The sequence below is a fragment of the Pseudomonas sp. AAC genome (assembly GCF_000725445.1).
Classification (GTDB): domain Bacteria; phylum Pseudomonadota; class Gammaproteobacteria; order Pseudomonadales; family Pseudomonadaceae; genus Pseudomonas; species Pseudomonas citronellolis.
In genome coordinates this window covers 89,262-102,867 of sequence record NZ_KL647099.1, presented here as the reverse complement: position 1 = coordinate 102,867, position 13,606 = coordinate 89,262, and the positions used below count along the sequence as shown (strand labels likewise).

Sequence of the window (13,606 nt, the reverse complement as noted above, 5' to 3'; positions counted from 1 at the left end):
TCCTCCGCCTTCCTTCGCCGGTATACTGCCGGCATCCTCCAAGAGCCCAGCCAATGACCGTCGATCGAATCGGAGAGCGCCTGCGTCGCTATAGGCGCGCCGCGAAGAAGACCCTCAACCAGGTGGCCAGCGAATCCGGCCTCACCGCCAGCTTCCTGTCCCAGGCCGAACGCAACCTCACCGGGGTTTCCATCTCGTCCCTGGCCAGCATCGCCAAGTCCCTGGGGGTGCCGCTCAACGAACTGTTCGACCAGCCGCAGCAAGCGCAGCCGGACACCCACCAGGGCGAGCGCGTGCGCTATGCCATCGAGGGCCAGCCGCTGGGCTACGAACGCCTGTCCAGTTCCTTCCCCGGCAACCAGCTCAACGCGGTGAAGATGAACATGCCGGTCGGCTACCAGTCCGAGCTGATCGCCCACGAGGGCGCGGAATTCGCCTACGTGCTCAGCGGCAGCATCGTCTACACCATCGACGGCCGCAGCTACCCCCTGGGCCCCGGCGACTCGGTGCACTTCGACGCCGGCAAGCCCCACTGCCTGCGCAATGCCGGCGAGGAAACCGCCGAGGTGCTGACCGTCACCACCATGCCGCTGTTCGGCGAGCATCCGGGTACCTGAGACATTCCCTAGGTATTAGGACGCTTCTGATTTTTGCAGTAGCACTGAATTTAAGTTGACCTTAATTTCAGCCTGACTTAACTTCGCGTTCGACGTTCGCCGGCTACCCCGGCGGCATCCGACCATCGCCCACGGGGGAGCGGTGGCGCCCGAGCCGGCACAGGTCCATCAGGCCCGCGCCCGGCTCCCTCAGAAAAAGAACAACGAGGTTAGGCATGCGTATGAAGCGTCGTAACTCCATGCATTCACTGGTCGCCGGCGGCCTGTTGCTGGCCAGCTCGGCGAGCTTCGCCGGCAACACCCTGGTGTACTGCTCCGAAGGCAGCCCGGCCGGCTTCGACCCGGGCCAGTACACCACCGGCACCGACTACGACGCCACGTCGGAAACCCTGTTCAACCGCCTGGTGCAGTTCGAGCGCGGCGGCACCGAGGCCGTGCCGGCCCTGGCCGAAAGCTGGGAGACCAGCGCCGACGGCAAGGCCTGGACCTTCCACCTGCGCCATGGCGTGAAGTTCCACACCACCGACTACTTCAAGCCCAGCCGCGAGTTCAACGCCGACGACGTGGTCTTCACCTTCGAGCGCATGCTCGACAAGGACCAGCCGTTCCGCAAGGCCTACCCCACCGAGTTCCCCTACTTCACCGACATGGGCCTGGACCGCAACATCGCCAGGGTGGAGAAGCTCGACGACTACACCGTGAAGTTCGTCCTCAACGAGGTCGACGCCGCCTTCATCCAGAACCTGGCCATGAGCTTCGCGGCCATCCAGTCCGCCGAGTACGCCGGCCAGTTGCTCGCCCAAGGCAAGGCCAGCGAGATCAACCAGAAGCCCATCGGCACCGGGCCCTTCGTGCTCAGCCGCTACCAGAAGGACGCGCTGATCCGCTTCAAGGGCAACAAGGACTACTGGAAGCCCGAGGACGTGCGCCTGGACAACCTGATCTTCGCCATCAACACCGACGCCTCGGTGCGCATGCAGAAGCTCAAGGCCGGCGAATGCCAGATCAGCCTCAACCCGCGCCCGGCGGACCTGGCCTCGCTGAAGCAGGACGCCAACCTGAACATGCCCTCGCAGCCGGGCTTCAACCTCGGCTACATCGCCTACAACGTCACCCACAAGCCGCTGGACCGCGTCGAGGTGCGCCAGGCGCTGGACATGGCGGTGAACAAGCAGGCGATCATCGACGCCATCTACCAGGGCGCCGGCCAGCTGGCGGTGAACGCCATGCCGCCGACGCAGTGGTCCTATGACGAATCCATCAAGGGCCAGGCCTACGATCCGGCGAAGGCCCGGGAACTGCTGAAGCAGGCCGGCATCGCCGAAGGCACCGAGATCACCCTCTGGGCCATGCCGGTGCAGCGCCCGTACAACCCCAATGCCAAGCTGATGGCCGAGATGATCCAGGCCGACTGGGCCAAGGTCGGCATCAAGGCCAGGATCGTCAGCTACGAGTGGGGCGAGTACATCAAGCGCGCCCACGCCGGCGAGCACGACGCCGCCCTGTTCGGCTGGACCGGCGACAACGGCGACCCGGACAACTGGCTCGGCACCCTCTACGGCTGCGATGCGGTCAACGGCAACAACATCTCCAAGTGGTGCGACGCGGCCTACGACAAGCTGGTCAAGCAGGCCAAGGCCACCACCGACCACGCCCAGCGCGTCGCCCTCTACCAGCAGGCCCAGCAACTGCTCGCCCAGCAGCTGCCCATCAGCCCCATCGCCCACTCCACGGTGTACCAGCCCATGCGCAAGTCGGTGCAGGGCTTCCTCATCAGCCCCTTCGGGCGTAACACCTTCTACGGCGTGAGCAACCAGCCCTAGCCGAGGCTTTCGGCCCGCCGACCCGGCGCAGACCGGGCGGCCCTTCGTTTCGCCACTGCCCCACACCCCGCGCGCGCGCCCAGGCAGGCGCGGCGGGATGCGTTTGCCGTCTCGAACAACAACGAAGAAGAAAAAGGAGCAATCCATGCAGTGTCCCTACCTCAAACCCGCTGTACTGGGCCTGGCGATCGGCGCCGGGCTGCTCGGCCAGGCGCAGGCCGCCGAGGACGATGCGAACAAGGGCCAGGCCGGCGCCAGCGGCTTCATCGAGGGCCAGAAACTGACTCTCAGCACGCGCAACTTCTTTTCCCGCGAGCAGATGCACGACAGCTTCGGCTTCCGCATTCCCAAGGAAGGCGGCTCGGAATTCACCCACAGCCGCCGCGCCTGGGTGCAGGGCACCATCCTCCAGTACAGCTCCGGCTACACCCAGGGCACCGTCGGCTTCGGCCTCGACGTGGCCGGCTTCAACGCCATCAACCTGGAGCGCGGCAAGGGCGTGATCGGCGGCGGCGGCAACCGCACCCTGGCCCACAGCGACGGCGAGGCGGTGGACGAGTGGTCGAAGCTGGGCATCGCCAACCTGCGCCTGCGCGTCTCCAACACCGAGCTCAAGGCCGGGCGCTTCCAGGTGGAGACGCCGGTGTTCAACAGCATCGACAACCGCGCCCTGCCGTCGAGCTTCAACGGCGTCGGCCTGCTCAGCGAGGAGCTGGCCGGCCTCTCGCTGCAGGCCGGCAGCTTCACCCGCGCCAGCCCGCGCACCGGGGCAGGCGACGAGGACTTCACCACCGAATACGGCACGCGCCAGGTCAAGGGCGACCGCTACAGCTACCTCGGCGGCACCTACAAGGTCGCCGACAACCTCTCGGTGAGCGCCTACGGCGGGCATTTCGAGGACGTCTGGAACCAGTACTACCTCGGCTTCTCCCACGACCTGGGCGATGCGCAGAGCCTGGCCCTGAACACCAGCTTCAACCTCTACAGCACCCGCGACACCGGCAACCGCGAGGCCGGCTACATCGACAACGACACCTGGAGCCTGGCCTTCACCCTCAGCCATGGCGCCCACAGCCTGATGCTCGGCTGGCAGCAGGTGGACGGCAACGAGTACTTCGACTACGTGCACGAGACCTCGGCCATCTACCTGGCCAACTCGCTGCTGTCGGACTACAACGGTCCCAACGAAAAGTCCGTGCAGCTGCGCTACGGCACCGACTTCGCGCCCTACGGCGTGCCCGGCCTGAGCACCGCGGTGTGGTACGCCAAGGGCTGGGACATCGACGGCACCCACTACGACGGCGATCGCAACGGCGCCTATGGCAACTACGCCGAGGTCCGCGGCCAGGACGGCGAGAAGCACCACGAACTGGGCCTGATGGGCACCTACGTGGTCCAGGACGGCCCGCTCAAGCGCAGCAAGTTCCGCCTGATGTACATGAAGCACCTGGCCAGCCAGAACCAGGTCGACGGCAGCGTCGACGAGGTCCGCCTGGTCAGCACCTTCCCCTTCGACCTGCTGTAGGAGAACCCCCATGATCCCGCGCTACCTGCCCCTGCTCCTGGCGCTCGGCGCCGGCCCCGCGCTGGCGCAGAACCTGGTGGTGTGCACCGAGGCCAGCCCGGAGGGCTTCGACATCGTCCAGTACACCGGCGCGGTCACCGCCGACGCCGCCGCCGAGACGGTGTTCAGCCGCCTGGTGGCGTTCCGCCCGGGCACCACCGAGGTAGTGCCGGCCCTGGCGCAGCGCTGGGAGGTCAGCCCCGACGGGCTGGCCTACACCTTCCACCTGCGCCCGGGGGTGAAGTTCCACAGCACCGAGTACTTCAAGCCCAGCCGCACGCTGAATGCCGACGACGTGCTCTGGAGCTTCCAGCGCGCGCTGGACCCGCAACACCCCTGGCACGCCTCGGCGCCGCGCGGCTACGCCTACTTCGAGGCCATGGGCATGGGCGAGCTGATCAAGTCGGTGGACAAGCTCGACGACCTGACCGTGCGCTTCACCCTCAACCACCCGGAAGCGCCCTTCCTCGCCGACATGGCCATGGGCTTCGCCTCCATCTACTCGGCCGAATACGCCGACCAGTTGCTCAAGGCCGGCAAGCAGGAGCAGCTCAACACCCAGCCCATCGGCACCGGCCCCTTCGTCTTCAGCCGCTACGCCCGCGATGCCCAGGTGCGCTACAAGGCCAACCCGGACTACTTCGGCGGCAAGCCGGCCATCGACAACCTGGTGTTCGCCATCACCCTCGACCCCAACGTGCGCATGCAGAAGCTGCGCCGCGGCGAGTGCCAGGTGGCGCTCTACCCGAAGCCGGCCGACGTGCCGCAGCTGCAGAAGGAAGCGCACCTGGCGGTGGACAGCACCGACGCCCTGCTGACCACCTACGTGGCCCTCAACACCCAGCACAAGCCGCTGGACGATGCGCGCGTGCGCCAGGCCATCAACCTGGCCATCGACAAGCCGGCGCTGCTGGAGGCGGTGTTCGGCCCCGGCGCGGCGACCCCGGCGATCAACCCCTACCCGGCGACGCTGCTCGGCTACAACCGGCAACTGCAGGACTGGCCGCACGACCCCGAGCGCGCCCGGGCCCTGCTCAAGGAAGCCGGGGTAGACGACGGCCTGAAGCTGACGCTGTTCATCCGCAACGGCAGCTCGCCGACCATCCCCAACCCGGCGCTGGCGGCACAGATGATGCAGGCGGACCTGGCCAAGGTCGGCATCGCGCTGCAGATCCGCTCGCTGGAATGGGGCGAGTTGCTCAAGCGCTCCAAGGCCGGCGAGCACGACCTCTCGCTGCTCGGCTGGGCCGGCGACAACGGCGACCCGGACAACTTCCTCAGCCCCAACCTCAGCTGCGCGGCGGCCAAATCCGGGGAAAACCAGGCGCGCTGGTGCGACGCGGCCTTCGAATCACTGATCCAGCAGGCCCGGCGCACCGACGAGCGGTCGAAACGGCAGGAACTTTATGAAAAGGCGACAAAGATATTCCACGAACAGGCCCCCTGGATTCCCCTGGCGCATCCTAAGCTGTTCAATGTGCGCCGCAGCAATATCGAGGGCTACACCATCAGCCCGCTGAGCAATAACAACTTCGCCGAAACCCGGGTGAAGTGACAATAAAAACGGGCGCCCGCGTTATCCCCGCGGGCAGCCGCGTGATGAGGAGTCCGCCCCCACCATGCTGAGTTTCATCGCACGCCGTTTCGGCCTGCTCATTCCGACCTTCTTCGGCGTCACGCTGCTGACCTTCGCGCTGATCCGCATGATCCCCGGCGACCCGGTCGAGGTGATGATGGGCGAGCGCCGCGTCGACCCGCAGATGCACGCCGAGGCCATGCACCGCCTGGGCCTGGACAAGCCGCTGTACCAGCAGTACCTGGACTACATCGGCAACCTCGCCCAGGGCAACCTCGGCGAATCCCTGGTGACCCGCGACAGCGTCTGGCACGAGTTCCTCACGCTGTTCCCGGCGACCCTGGAGCTGGCCATCGCCGCCATGCTCTTCGCCGGCACCTTCGGCTTGCTGGCCGGGGTCATCGCGGCGCTCAAGCGCGGCTCGATCTTCGACCACGGGGTGATGACCATCTCCCTGGCCGGCTACTCGATGCCGATCTTCTGGTGGGGCCTGATCCTCATCATGCTGTTCTCCGTGACCCTCGGCTGGACGCCGGTGTCCGGGCGCCTGGACCTGCTCTACGACATTCCGCCTGTGACCGGCTTCATGCTCATCGACACCCTGCTCTCCGACGAGCAGGGTGCCTTCCTCGACGCCCTGCACCACCTCATCCTGCCGGCCATCGTGCTGGGCACCATCCCGCTGGCGGTGATCGCCCGCATGACCCGCTCGGCCATGCTCGAAGTGCTGCGCGAGGACTACGTGCGCACCGCCCGCGCCAAGGGCCTGTCGCCGGCCCGCGTGGTGTTCGTGCACGCCCTGCGCAACGCCATGATCCCGGTGCTCACCGTGTTCGGCCTGCAGGTCGGCGCGCTGCTGGCCGGCGCCGTGCTGACCGAGACCATCTTCTCCTGGCCAGGCATCGGCAAGTGGCTGATCGACGCCATCAGCCGCCGCGACTACCCGGTGGTGCAGAACGGCATCCTGCTGGTCGCCACCCTGGTGATCCTGGTCAACTTCACCGTGGACATCCTCTACGGCCTGGTCAACCCGCGCATCCGCCACCAACGCTGAGGAGCCCGCGATGAATTCCATGCAAAACGCTCCCGCCGGCGACCCGAGCCTGGTCTATCCCTCGCCCCTGAAAGAGTTCTGGCAAGCCTTCGCGCACAACAAGGGTGCGGTGGGCGGCCTGGCCTTCATGGTGCTGATCGTCTTCTGCGCGCTGTTCGCGCCCTGGGTGGCGCCCTACGACCCCAGCGAGCAGTTCCGCGACTTCCTGCTCACCCCGCCGGTGTGGCTGGAAGGCGGCACCGGGCAGTTCCTGCTGGGCACCGACGAAGTGGGCCGCGACATGCTCTCGCGGCTGATCTTCGGCGCCCGCCTGTCGCTGCTGATCGCCTTGAGCTCGGTGGTCATCTCGCTGCTGCCGGGGCTGGTGCTGGGCCTGGTCGCCGGCTTCTCGCCGAACCGCCTGGGCCCGGTGATCATGCGCCTGATGGACATCATGCTGGCGCTGCCCTCGCTGCTGCTGGCGGTGGCCATCGTCGCGGTGCTCGGCCCGGGGCTGTTCAACACCGTGATCGCCATCGCCGTGGTCTCGCTGCCCTCCTACGTGCGCCTGACCCGCGCGGCGGTGCTCGGCGAGGTCAACCGCGACTACGTCACCGCCTCGCGCCTGGCCGGCGCCGGCCTCTGGCGGCTGATGTTCGTCACCGTGCTGCCCAACTGCATGGCGCCGCTGATCGTCCAGGCCACCCTGAGCTTCTCCTCGGCCATCCTCGACGCCGCCGCCCTGGGCTTCCTCGGCCTCGGCGTGCAGCCGCCGACCCCGGAGTGGGGCACCATGCTGGCCTCGGCGCGCGACTACATCGAGCGCGCCTGGTGGGTGGTGAGCCTGCCGGGCCTGGCCATCCTGCTCAGCGTGCTGGCCATCAACCTGGTGGGCGACGGCCTGCGCGACGCGCTGGATCCGAAACTCAAGAGCGCGGCGTAAGGAGCATGCAGATGAAGAACTTCATGCTCCTCGTAGGATGGGTGGAGCGAAGCGATACCCATCATTCCAGCGCCAAGCCGATGGGTTTCGTTGCACTCAACCCATCCTACGCGCCCCGCATGCCCGCCCCCGCAACGATGAATGTTCCCGTGCAGCGCCTGATGGAGACCGCCGTATGAGCCTCCTGGAAATCCGCAACCTCTCGGTGCGCTTCGGCGGCGCCGACGCCGTGCCCGTGGTCGACGGCCTCGACCTGAACGTCGACAAGGGCGAGGTGCTGGCCATCGTCGGCGAGTCCGGCTCCGGCAAGTCGGTGACCATGATGGCGCTGATGGGCCTGATCGACGCCCCCGGGCGCATCACCGCCGACACCCTGCGCTTCGACGGCAGCGACATGCTCAAGCTCAAGGGCCGCGAGCGCCGGCGCATCGTCGGCAAGGACATCGCCATGGTCTTCCAGGACCCGATGACCGCGCTCAACCCCAGCTACACCGTGGGCTTCCAGATCGAGGAAGTGCTGCGCCTGCACCTGGGCCTGCGCGGCAAGGCCGCGCGCCAGCGCGCCCTGGAACTGCTGGAAAAGGTCGAGATCCCCGGCGCCGCCCAGCGCCTGGACGCCTACCCGCACCAGCTCTCCGGCGGCATGAGCCAGCGCGTGGCCATCGCCATGGCCATCGCCGGCGAGCCCAAGCTGCTGATCGCCGACGAGCCCACCACGGCCCTGGACGTGACCATACAGGCACAGATCATGGAACTGCTGCTGAACCTGCAGCGCGACCAGGGCATGGCGCTGATCCTGATCACCCACGACCTCGCCGTGGTCGCCGAGACCGCCCAGCGCGTCTGCGTGATGTACGCCGGCCAGGCGGTGGAGATCGGCCAGGTGCCGGCGCTGTTCGACCTGCCCACCCATCCCTACACCGAGGCGCTGCTCAAGGCGATTCCCGAGCACAGCGCAGGCGAGGAACGCCTGGCCACCCTGCCCGGCATCGTCCCCGGGCGCTACGACCGGCCGCAGGGCTGCCTGCTGTCGCCGCGCTGCCCCTACGTGCAGGACGACTGCCGCGCCGTCCGCCCGGCCCTGGAACCCCACGTCCGCGGCGCGGTGCGCTGCTACTACCCGCTGAACCTCAAGGAGGTGGTCTGATGGAAGCCGTACTGACCGCCCGCGACCTGACCCGCCACTACGACATCGCCCAGGGTCTGTTCAAGCCCCACGCCCTGGTCCGCGCCCTCAACGGCGTGTCCTTCGAACTGCAGGCCGGCAGGACCCTGGCGGTGGTCGGCGAGTCCGGCTGCGGCAAGTCCACCCTGGCCCGCGCCCTGACGCTGATCGAGGAGCCCACCTCCGGCTCCCTGCGCATCGCCGGCCAGGAAGTGAAGGGCGCCAGCCACGAGCAGCGCAAGCAACTGCGCCGCGACGTGCAGATGGTGTTCCAGAACCCCTACGCCTCGCTCAACCCGCGGCAGAAGATCGGCGACCAGCTCGGCGAGCCGCTGCTGATCAACACCGGCCTGTCGCGCAGCGAACGCCGCGAGCGGGTGCAGGCGATGATGCAGCAGGTGGGCCTGCGCCCGGAGCACTACCAGCGCTACCCGCACATGTTCTCCGGCGGCCAGCGCCAGCGCATCGCCCTGGCCCGCGCCATGATGCTGCAGCCCAAGGTGCTGGTGGCCGACGAGCCGACCTCGGCGCTGGACGTGTCCATCCAGGCCCAGGTGCTCAACCTGTTCATGGACCTGCAGCAGGAGTTCGGCACCGCCTACGTGTTCATCTCCCACAACCTGGCGGTGGTGCGCCACGTGGCCGACGACGTGCTGGTGATGTACCTCGGCCGCCCGGCGGAAATGGGCCCGGCGGACAAGCTCTACGAACGCCCGCTGCACCCCTACACCCGCGCCCTGCTCTCGGCCACCCCGGCGATCCACCCGGACCCGGGCAAGCCGAAGATCAAGATCCAGGGCGAACTGCCCAACCCGCTCAACCCGCCCAGCGGCTGCGCCTTCCACAAGCGCTGCCCCTATGCGACGGAGCGCTGCAAGACGGAAGTGCCGGAACTGCGGCTGCTGGATGAGCGGCAGGTGGCTTGCCATCATGCGGAGCAGTTTCTGGGGTAGCCGGGGACGGTGGTGCTCGTGCTGGGTCCCGTTCCCTCTCCCCAACCCTCTCCCTGAAGGGAGAGGGAGCTTGTCCGTGCCGGCTGGAGGTAAGGTTTCAGCCGGATAGCACAGCGTCCGGCTAACGCCGAATTATCAGCGCACTCCGAACGGCCCCCTCTCCCTCCGGGAGAGGGCTGGGGTGAGGGGAACGAAGCATCCCTGTACTCCACAACTCCCCCACACTCCTACACCGCCCTCAACAAAGCCAACCGCGCCCCGAACCCGATCAGCAACGAAGCAAAAGCCCACTGCTGCACCCGCTGCGCCAAGGCATGCCGCTCCAGCCAACGCCCCAACCGCGCCCCGCTCAACGCATAGAAACTATCGAACGCCAACCCCACCCCCACCAACACCGCCCCCAGCACGCCGAACTGCAACACCAACGGCCCCGCATCCGGCCGCACGAACTGCGGCAACAGCACCGAACAGAACAACAACGCCTTGGGATTGAGCAGATTGGTCAGCAACCCATTGCCAAAGGCCCGCCGCCAACTCCGCGCCTGCACCTCGGCCACAGGCCCGATGCCCGCCAACGACGGCCGCGCCAGCAACATGCGCAGCCCCAGCCACGCCAGGTAGGCCGCGCCAGCCAAACGCACCACATCGAAGGTCCAGGGCACGCTGCGGAACAACAAGGCCAGCCCGGCACCGGCCAATACCACATGGCAGCCCCGCGCCGTGGCCAGGCCCAGGGCGGTGACCAGGGCCGTGCGGCCGCCGCGGCTGGCGCCGGTGTGCAACAGCAGGAGCATGTCCGGCCCAGGCAGCAGGTAGACCATCGCCAGGGCCAGCAGGAAGACGCCGAAATCCATGGTTCGCACTCCGCAGCAAGGGACTCCGGTCAAGGATTCTATGCCCGAAGGCCAGGGCAGGTGCTTGCGTATTCGGCTTGCCAGTCTGGGTAGTTTTGGCATGATCTGCCAATCCAAATCCTGAAAGCTGGTCAGATATGCCAAACCACAAACTGGACGCCTACGACCACCGCATCCTCGCCGCCCTGCAGCGCGACGGCCGCCTGAGCAACGTGCAACTGGCCGAGGCCATCGGCCTGTCGCCCTCCCCCTGCCTGCGCCGCGTGCGCCTGCTGGAAGAGGCCGGGGTGATCCGCCGCTACGGCGCCGACCTGGACCGCGACCAGGTCGGCCTGGGCCTGACGGTGTTCGTCGGGATCAAGGTGGAGCGCCACCACGAGGAACAGGCCGAAGCCTTCCGTCGCGCGGTGGTCGACCTGCCCGAGGTGATCTCGGTGCACCTGGTCTCCGGCGAAGCGGACTTCCTGCTGCAGGTGGTGGTGCCGGACCTGCGCGCCTACGAGCACTTCCTCACCGGCACCCTGCTGAAGCTGCCGGGGGTGAGCGACATCCGCAGCAACTTCGCCATCAGCACCCTCAAGGAATCGGCGCCGCTGCCCTTGCAGCACCTGCCCCGCTAGGCGCGGAAGAAACGGTAGAAGCGCCGCAGTTCATCCTGCGCCGCTTCCAGCGTCGTCTCGGCGAAGCGCACCTCGGCGTGGGCCGGGCACTGCGCCAGGCGGCCCAGGTCCAGGGGGTGGACGAAGCCGAGCAGCGGGTAGCCGCCCATGCTCTGGTGGTCGGCCTGCAGGACGATGGGCTGGCCATCCGGCGGCACCTGGATGGCGCCACGGACCACGCCCAGCGACCATTGCCGGCGGGGTGCGCGGATCGGCTCGCCGTGCAGGCGCGCGCCCATGCGGTCGGATTGCGGGCTGAGTTGCCAGGTGCGCTCGAAGAAGGCCGCCCGCTGCTCCGGCTCGAAGGCGTCGCCGCCAGGCAGCACGCGCAGCACCGGCGTCTCGCGGTAGTCCGGCACGTAGGGCCAGGGCACGCTGGCGCCGCGTTCGAAGGCTGCACCGCCAGCCGCGCAAGGCAGCAGGTCGCCCTCCTCCAGCGCCCGGCTGTCGCCGTGCAAGCCGCCCAGGCCCTCGCGGCGCTGGGTGGCGACGCTGCCCAGCACGGGTTCGACGCGGAAGCCGCCCGCCACCGCCAGGTAGGCGCGCTGGCCGCTGGCGGCGAAGCCCAGTTCCAGTTCCTGCCCGGCGCGCAGGGTGAAGCGCGACCAGCCAGGGCGCGCTTCGCCGTCCACGCGAATCGACACTTGCGCACCGCACAGCGCCAGCCAGCAGTCCGCTTCGGCCCGCAGGCGCAGTCCGCCGAGGGCCACCTCCAGCAGCGGCGTGCCCCAGGCGTTGCCCAGCAGATGGTTGGCCCAGGCCGCGGCATGGATATCCACAGGCCCGCCGGTGGAAACACCCAGATGCTGCCAGCCGTGGCGGCCGGCATCCTGCAGCAGGCTCAGCGGGCCGGCATTGAGCACCCGCAGGCCGCTCATGGGCGGCCTCCGGCGCGGCGGAAGGCAGCCTCGTCGACGGGCAGGAAACGCACCCGGTCGCCCACCGCCAGCGGGCACGGCGGCTCCTGGTGTGGGTCGAACAGACGCTGCGCGGTGAGCCCCAGCAGGTGCCAGCCGCCCGGCGAGGCCTGTGGATAGACCGCGGTCTGCCGCTCGGCGATGGCCAGGCTGCCGGCCGCCACGCGGGTGCGAGGGTTGGCCCGGCGCGGCAAGGCCAGGCGCTCGTCCAGCTCGCCGAGGTAGGCGAAGCCAGGCGCGAAACCGATGGCGCCGACGCGGTACTCGCGGGCGCTGTGCAGCTCGATCACCTGGTCCCGCCGCAGGCCACAACGCCGGGCCACCTCGTCGAGGTCCTCGCCGGCGTACCACACGCGGATTTCATGCAGGCGCCCGGCGGCGTCGCTTGGCTCTGGGCCGGGCCAGTCCGCCAGCAGCGGCGCCAGGCGGCGCTGCAGGTCGAGGGGGTTGGTGCGGCGCAGGTCGTAGTGCAGCAGCAGCGTGGTCCAGCCCGGCACCAAATCGGTCAGCACCTCGCCCAAGGCCGAGCGCAGGCGTTCGGCCAGGGCGGCTATGCGCAACGGCAGGTGCGCGTCCGGGCGTTCGGCCAGGGTCAGCAGCAGGGCTTCGGCGCCGAAGGGCTCGACGCGGATCATGCGGCGTCCAGCAGGCCACGCAGGCGCCGCAGCACCGCCAGGGATTCGGGGTTGTCGCCGTGCACGCAAAGGCTGTCGGCGCGCAGCCGCAGGGGGTTGCCGTCGATGTCCGGGAAGGGCTCGCCACGGGCGATGGCCAAGGCCTGGTCGAGGATGCGCTGCGGCTCGTGGTGCACCGCGCCGGCCAGGCGCCGCGGGGCCAGCTGGCCGTCGGGCAGGTAGGCGCGGTCGGCGAAGGCCTCGAACATCAGCGGTACGTCGGCAGCGTCGGCCAGGGCCAGTTCGCGGCGGTTGTCGGCCAGGGCCAGGACCATCAGCGGCAGGCCCTTGCGGTAGACCGCGCAGGCATCGAGCACCGCCGCCAGCAGGGCGTCGTCGCGCACCAGGTCGTTGTACAGCGCGCCGTGGGGCTTCACGTAGTCGACGCGGGTGCCGGCGGCGCGGCAGAAGGCGTCCAGCGCGCCCACCTGGTACAGCACCAGGGCCTGCACCTCTTCCGGCGAACAGCTCAGATGACGGCGGCCAAAACCGGCCAGGTCGGGGTAGGACGGGTGCGCGCCTATGCTCACGCCCTGCTCCACCGCCAGGCGCACGGTGCGCTGGAGGGTCAGCGGGTCGCCGGCGTGGAAGCCGCAGGCCAGGTTGGCCTGGTCGATCAGCGGCATGGCGTGGACGTCGTCGCCCATGCGCCAGGCGCCGTAGCTTTCCCCCATGTCGCAGTTGAGCAGGATGCGAGTTGACTGATCGGTCATGATACTGCCTCGACTTCGCCGGCGAGTTTCGGAAACATCCCTAGGGTAAACCAGAGGGCCATCATTTAGTCTTAGGAATATTCAGTAACGATTCAGGGGAGTAATATCCTCCGCT

At 68.4% G+C, this 13,606-nt stretch carries 14 protein-coding genes; 10 read left to right on the top strand and 4 right to left on the bottom strand.

The window, feature by feature from the left end; genetic code table 11:
* Nucleotides 1-53: 53 nt before the first annotated feature.
* The 9 genes from FG99_RS21780 (at nt 54) to FG99_RS21745 (ending at nt 9,674) form a co-directional block, all read left to right on the top strand.
* Nucleotides 54-617 carry a helix-turn-helix domain-containing protein gene (locus FG99_RS21780; RefSeq protein ID WP_009617731.1) on the top strand — a complete coding sequence of 188 codons (564 nt, stop codon included), beginning with the start codon at nt 54-56 and terminating at the stop codon, nt 615-617.
* A gap of 221 nt (nt 618-838) precedes the next feature.
* Nucleotides 839-2,440, top strand: coding sequence for an ABC transporter substrate-binding protein (locus FG99_RS21775; RefSeq protein ID WP_043272551.1), 1,602 nt, complete (start codon nt 839-841; stop codon nt 2,438-2,440).
* 145 nt (nt 2,441-2,585) lie between these two features.
* Nucleotides 2,586-3,965 (top strand): OprD family porin, encoded by a 1,380-nt coding sequence (locus FG99_RS21770; RefSeq protein ID WP_043272324.1) that lies wholly within the window; start codon nt 2,586-2,588, stop codon nt 3,963-3,965.
* Nucleotides 3,966-3,975: 10 nt separating this feature from the next.
* Nucleotides 3,976-5,559: an ABC transporter substrate-binding protein gene (locus tag FG99_RS21765; protein WP_043272323.1), complete on the top strand. Its 1,584-nt coding sequence runs from the start codon at nt 3,976-3,978 to the stop codon at nt 5,557-5,559.
* Between the two features lie 64 nt (nt 5,560-5,623).
* Nucleotides 5,624-6,634 (top strand): ABC transporter permease subunit, encoded by a 1,011-nt coding sequence (locus FG99_RS21760; protein ID WP_043272322.1) that lies wholly within the window; start codon nt 5,624-5,626, stop codon nt 6,632-6,634.
* A gap of 10 nt (nt 6,635-6,644) precedes the next feature.
* Nucleotides 6,645-7,556: an ABC transporter permease subunit gene (locus FG99_RS21755; protein WP_009617722.1), complete on the top strand. Its 912-nt coding sequence runs from the start codon at nt 6,645-6,647 to the stop codon at nt 7,554-7,556.
* A gap of 11 nt (nt 7,557-7,567) precedes the next feature.
* The gene (locus FG99_RS32200; RefSeq protein WP_009617720.1) at nt 7,568-7,735 is read left to right on the top strand and encodes a hypothetical protein; all 168 of its coding nucleotides are present in this window, start codon (nt 7,568-7,570) and stop codon (nt 7,733-7,735) included.
* Entirely contained in the window at nt 7,732-8,703 is a 972-nt protein-coding gene (locus FG99_RS21750; protein WP_009617719.1) for an ABC transporter ATP-binding protein, read from the top strand. Before FG99_RS32200 ends, FG99_RS21750 begins: the two co-directional genes overlap by 4 nt.
* Nucleotides 8,703-9,674 carry a peptide ABC transporter ATP-binding protein gene (locus FG99_RS21745; protein ID WP_043272321.1) on the top strand — a complete coding sequence of 324 codons (972 nt, stop codon included), beginning with the start codon at nt 8,703-8,705 and terminating at the stop codon, nt 9,672-9,674. Before FG99_RS21750 ends, FG99_RS21745 begins: the two co-directional genes overlap by 1 nt.
* Nucleotides 9,675-9,901: 227 nt before the next feature.
* On the opposite strand, the gene FG99_RS21740 is transcribed toward FG99_RS21745, so the two are convergent.
* A complete protein-coding gene (locus FG99_RS21740; RefSeq protein WP_043272320.1) occupies nt 9,902-10,528 on the bottom strand; it encodes a LysE family translocator in 627 nt (208 codons plus the stop codon).
* A 137-nt stretch (nt 10,529-10,665) separates the two neighbouring features.
* Between FG99_RS21740 and FG99_RS21735 the strand changes: the two genes are divergently transcribed.
* Nucleotides 10,666-11,148: an Lrp/AsnC family transcriptional regulator gene (locus FG99_RS21735; RefSeq protein WP_009617716.1), complete on the top strand. Its 483-nt coding sequence runs from the start codon at nt 10,666-10,668 to the stop codon at nt 11,146-11,148.
* Here FG99_RS21735 and FG99_RS21730 read toward each other — a convergent pair.
* Genes FG99_RS21730 through FG99_RS21720 form a run of 3 tightly spaced genes read right to left on the bottom strand, consistent with a single transcriptional unit; the run spans nt 11,145 to nt 13,491 of the window.
* Nucleotides 11,145-12,065, bottom strand: coding sequence for a 5-oxoprolinase subunit C family protein (locus FG99_RS21730; RefSeq protein WP_141766142.1), 921 nt, complete (start codon nt 12,063-12,065; stop codon nt 11,145-11,147). The genes FG99_RS21735 and FG99_RS21730 overlap by 4 nt on opposite strands.
* Complete coding sequence (gene pxpB, locus FG99_RS21725; RefSeq protein WP_043272319.1) at nt 12,062-12,739, bottom strand: 5-oxoprolinase subunit PxpB; 678 nt, start codon at nt 12,737-12,739, stop codon at nt 12,062-12,064. Before pxpB ends, FG99_RS21730 begins: the two co-directional genes overlap by 4 nt.
* On the bottom strand, nt 12,736-13,491 hold the full coding sequence (locus FG99_RS21720; protein ID WP_043272318.1) for a 5-oxoprolinase subunit PxpA: 756 nt from the start codon (nt 13,489-13,491) through the stop codon (nt 12,736-12,738). Before FG99_RS21720 ends, pxpB begins: the two co-directional genes overlap by 4 nt.
* Nucleotides 13,492-13,606: the final 115 nt, after the last annotated feature.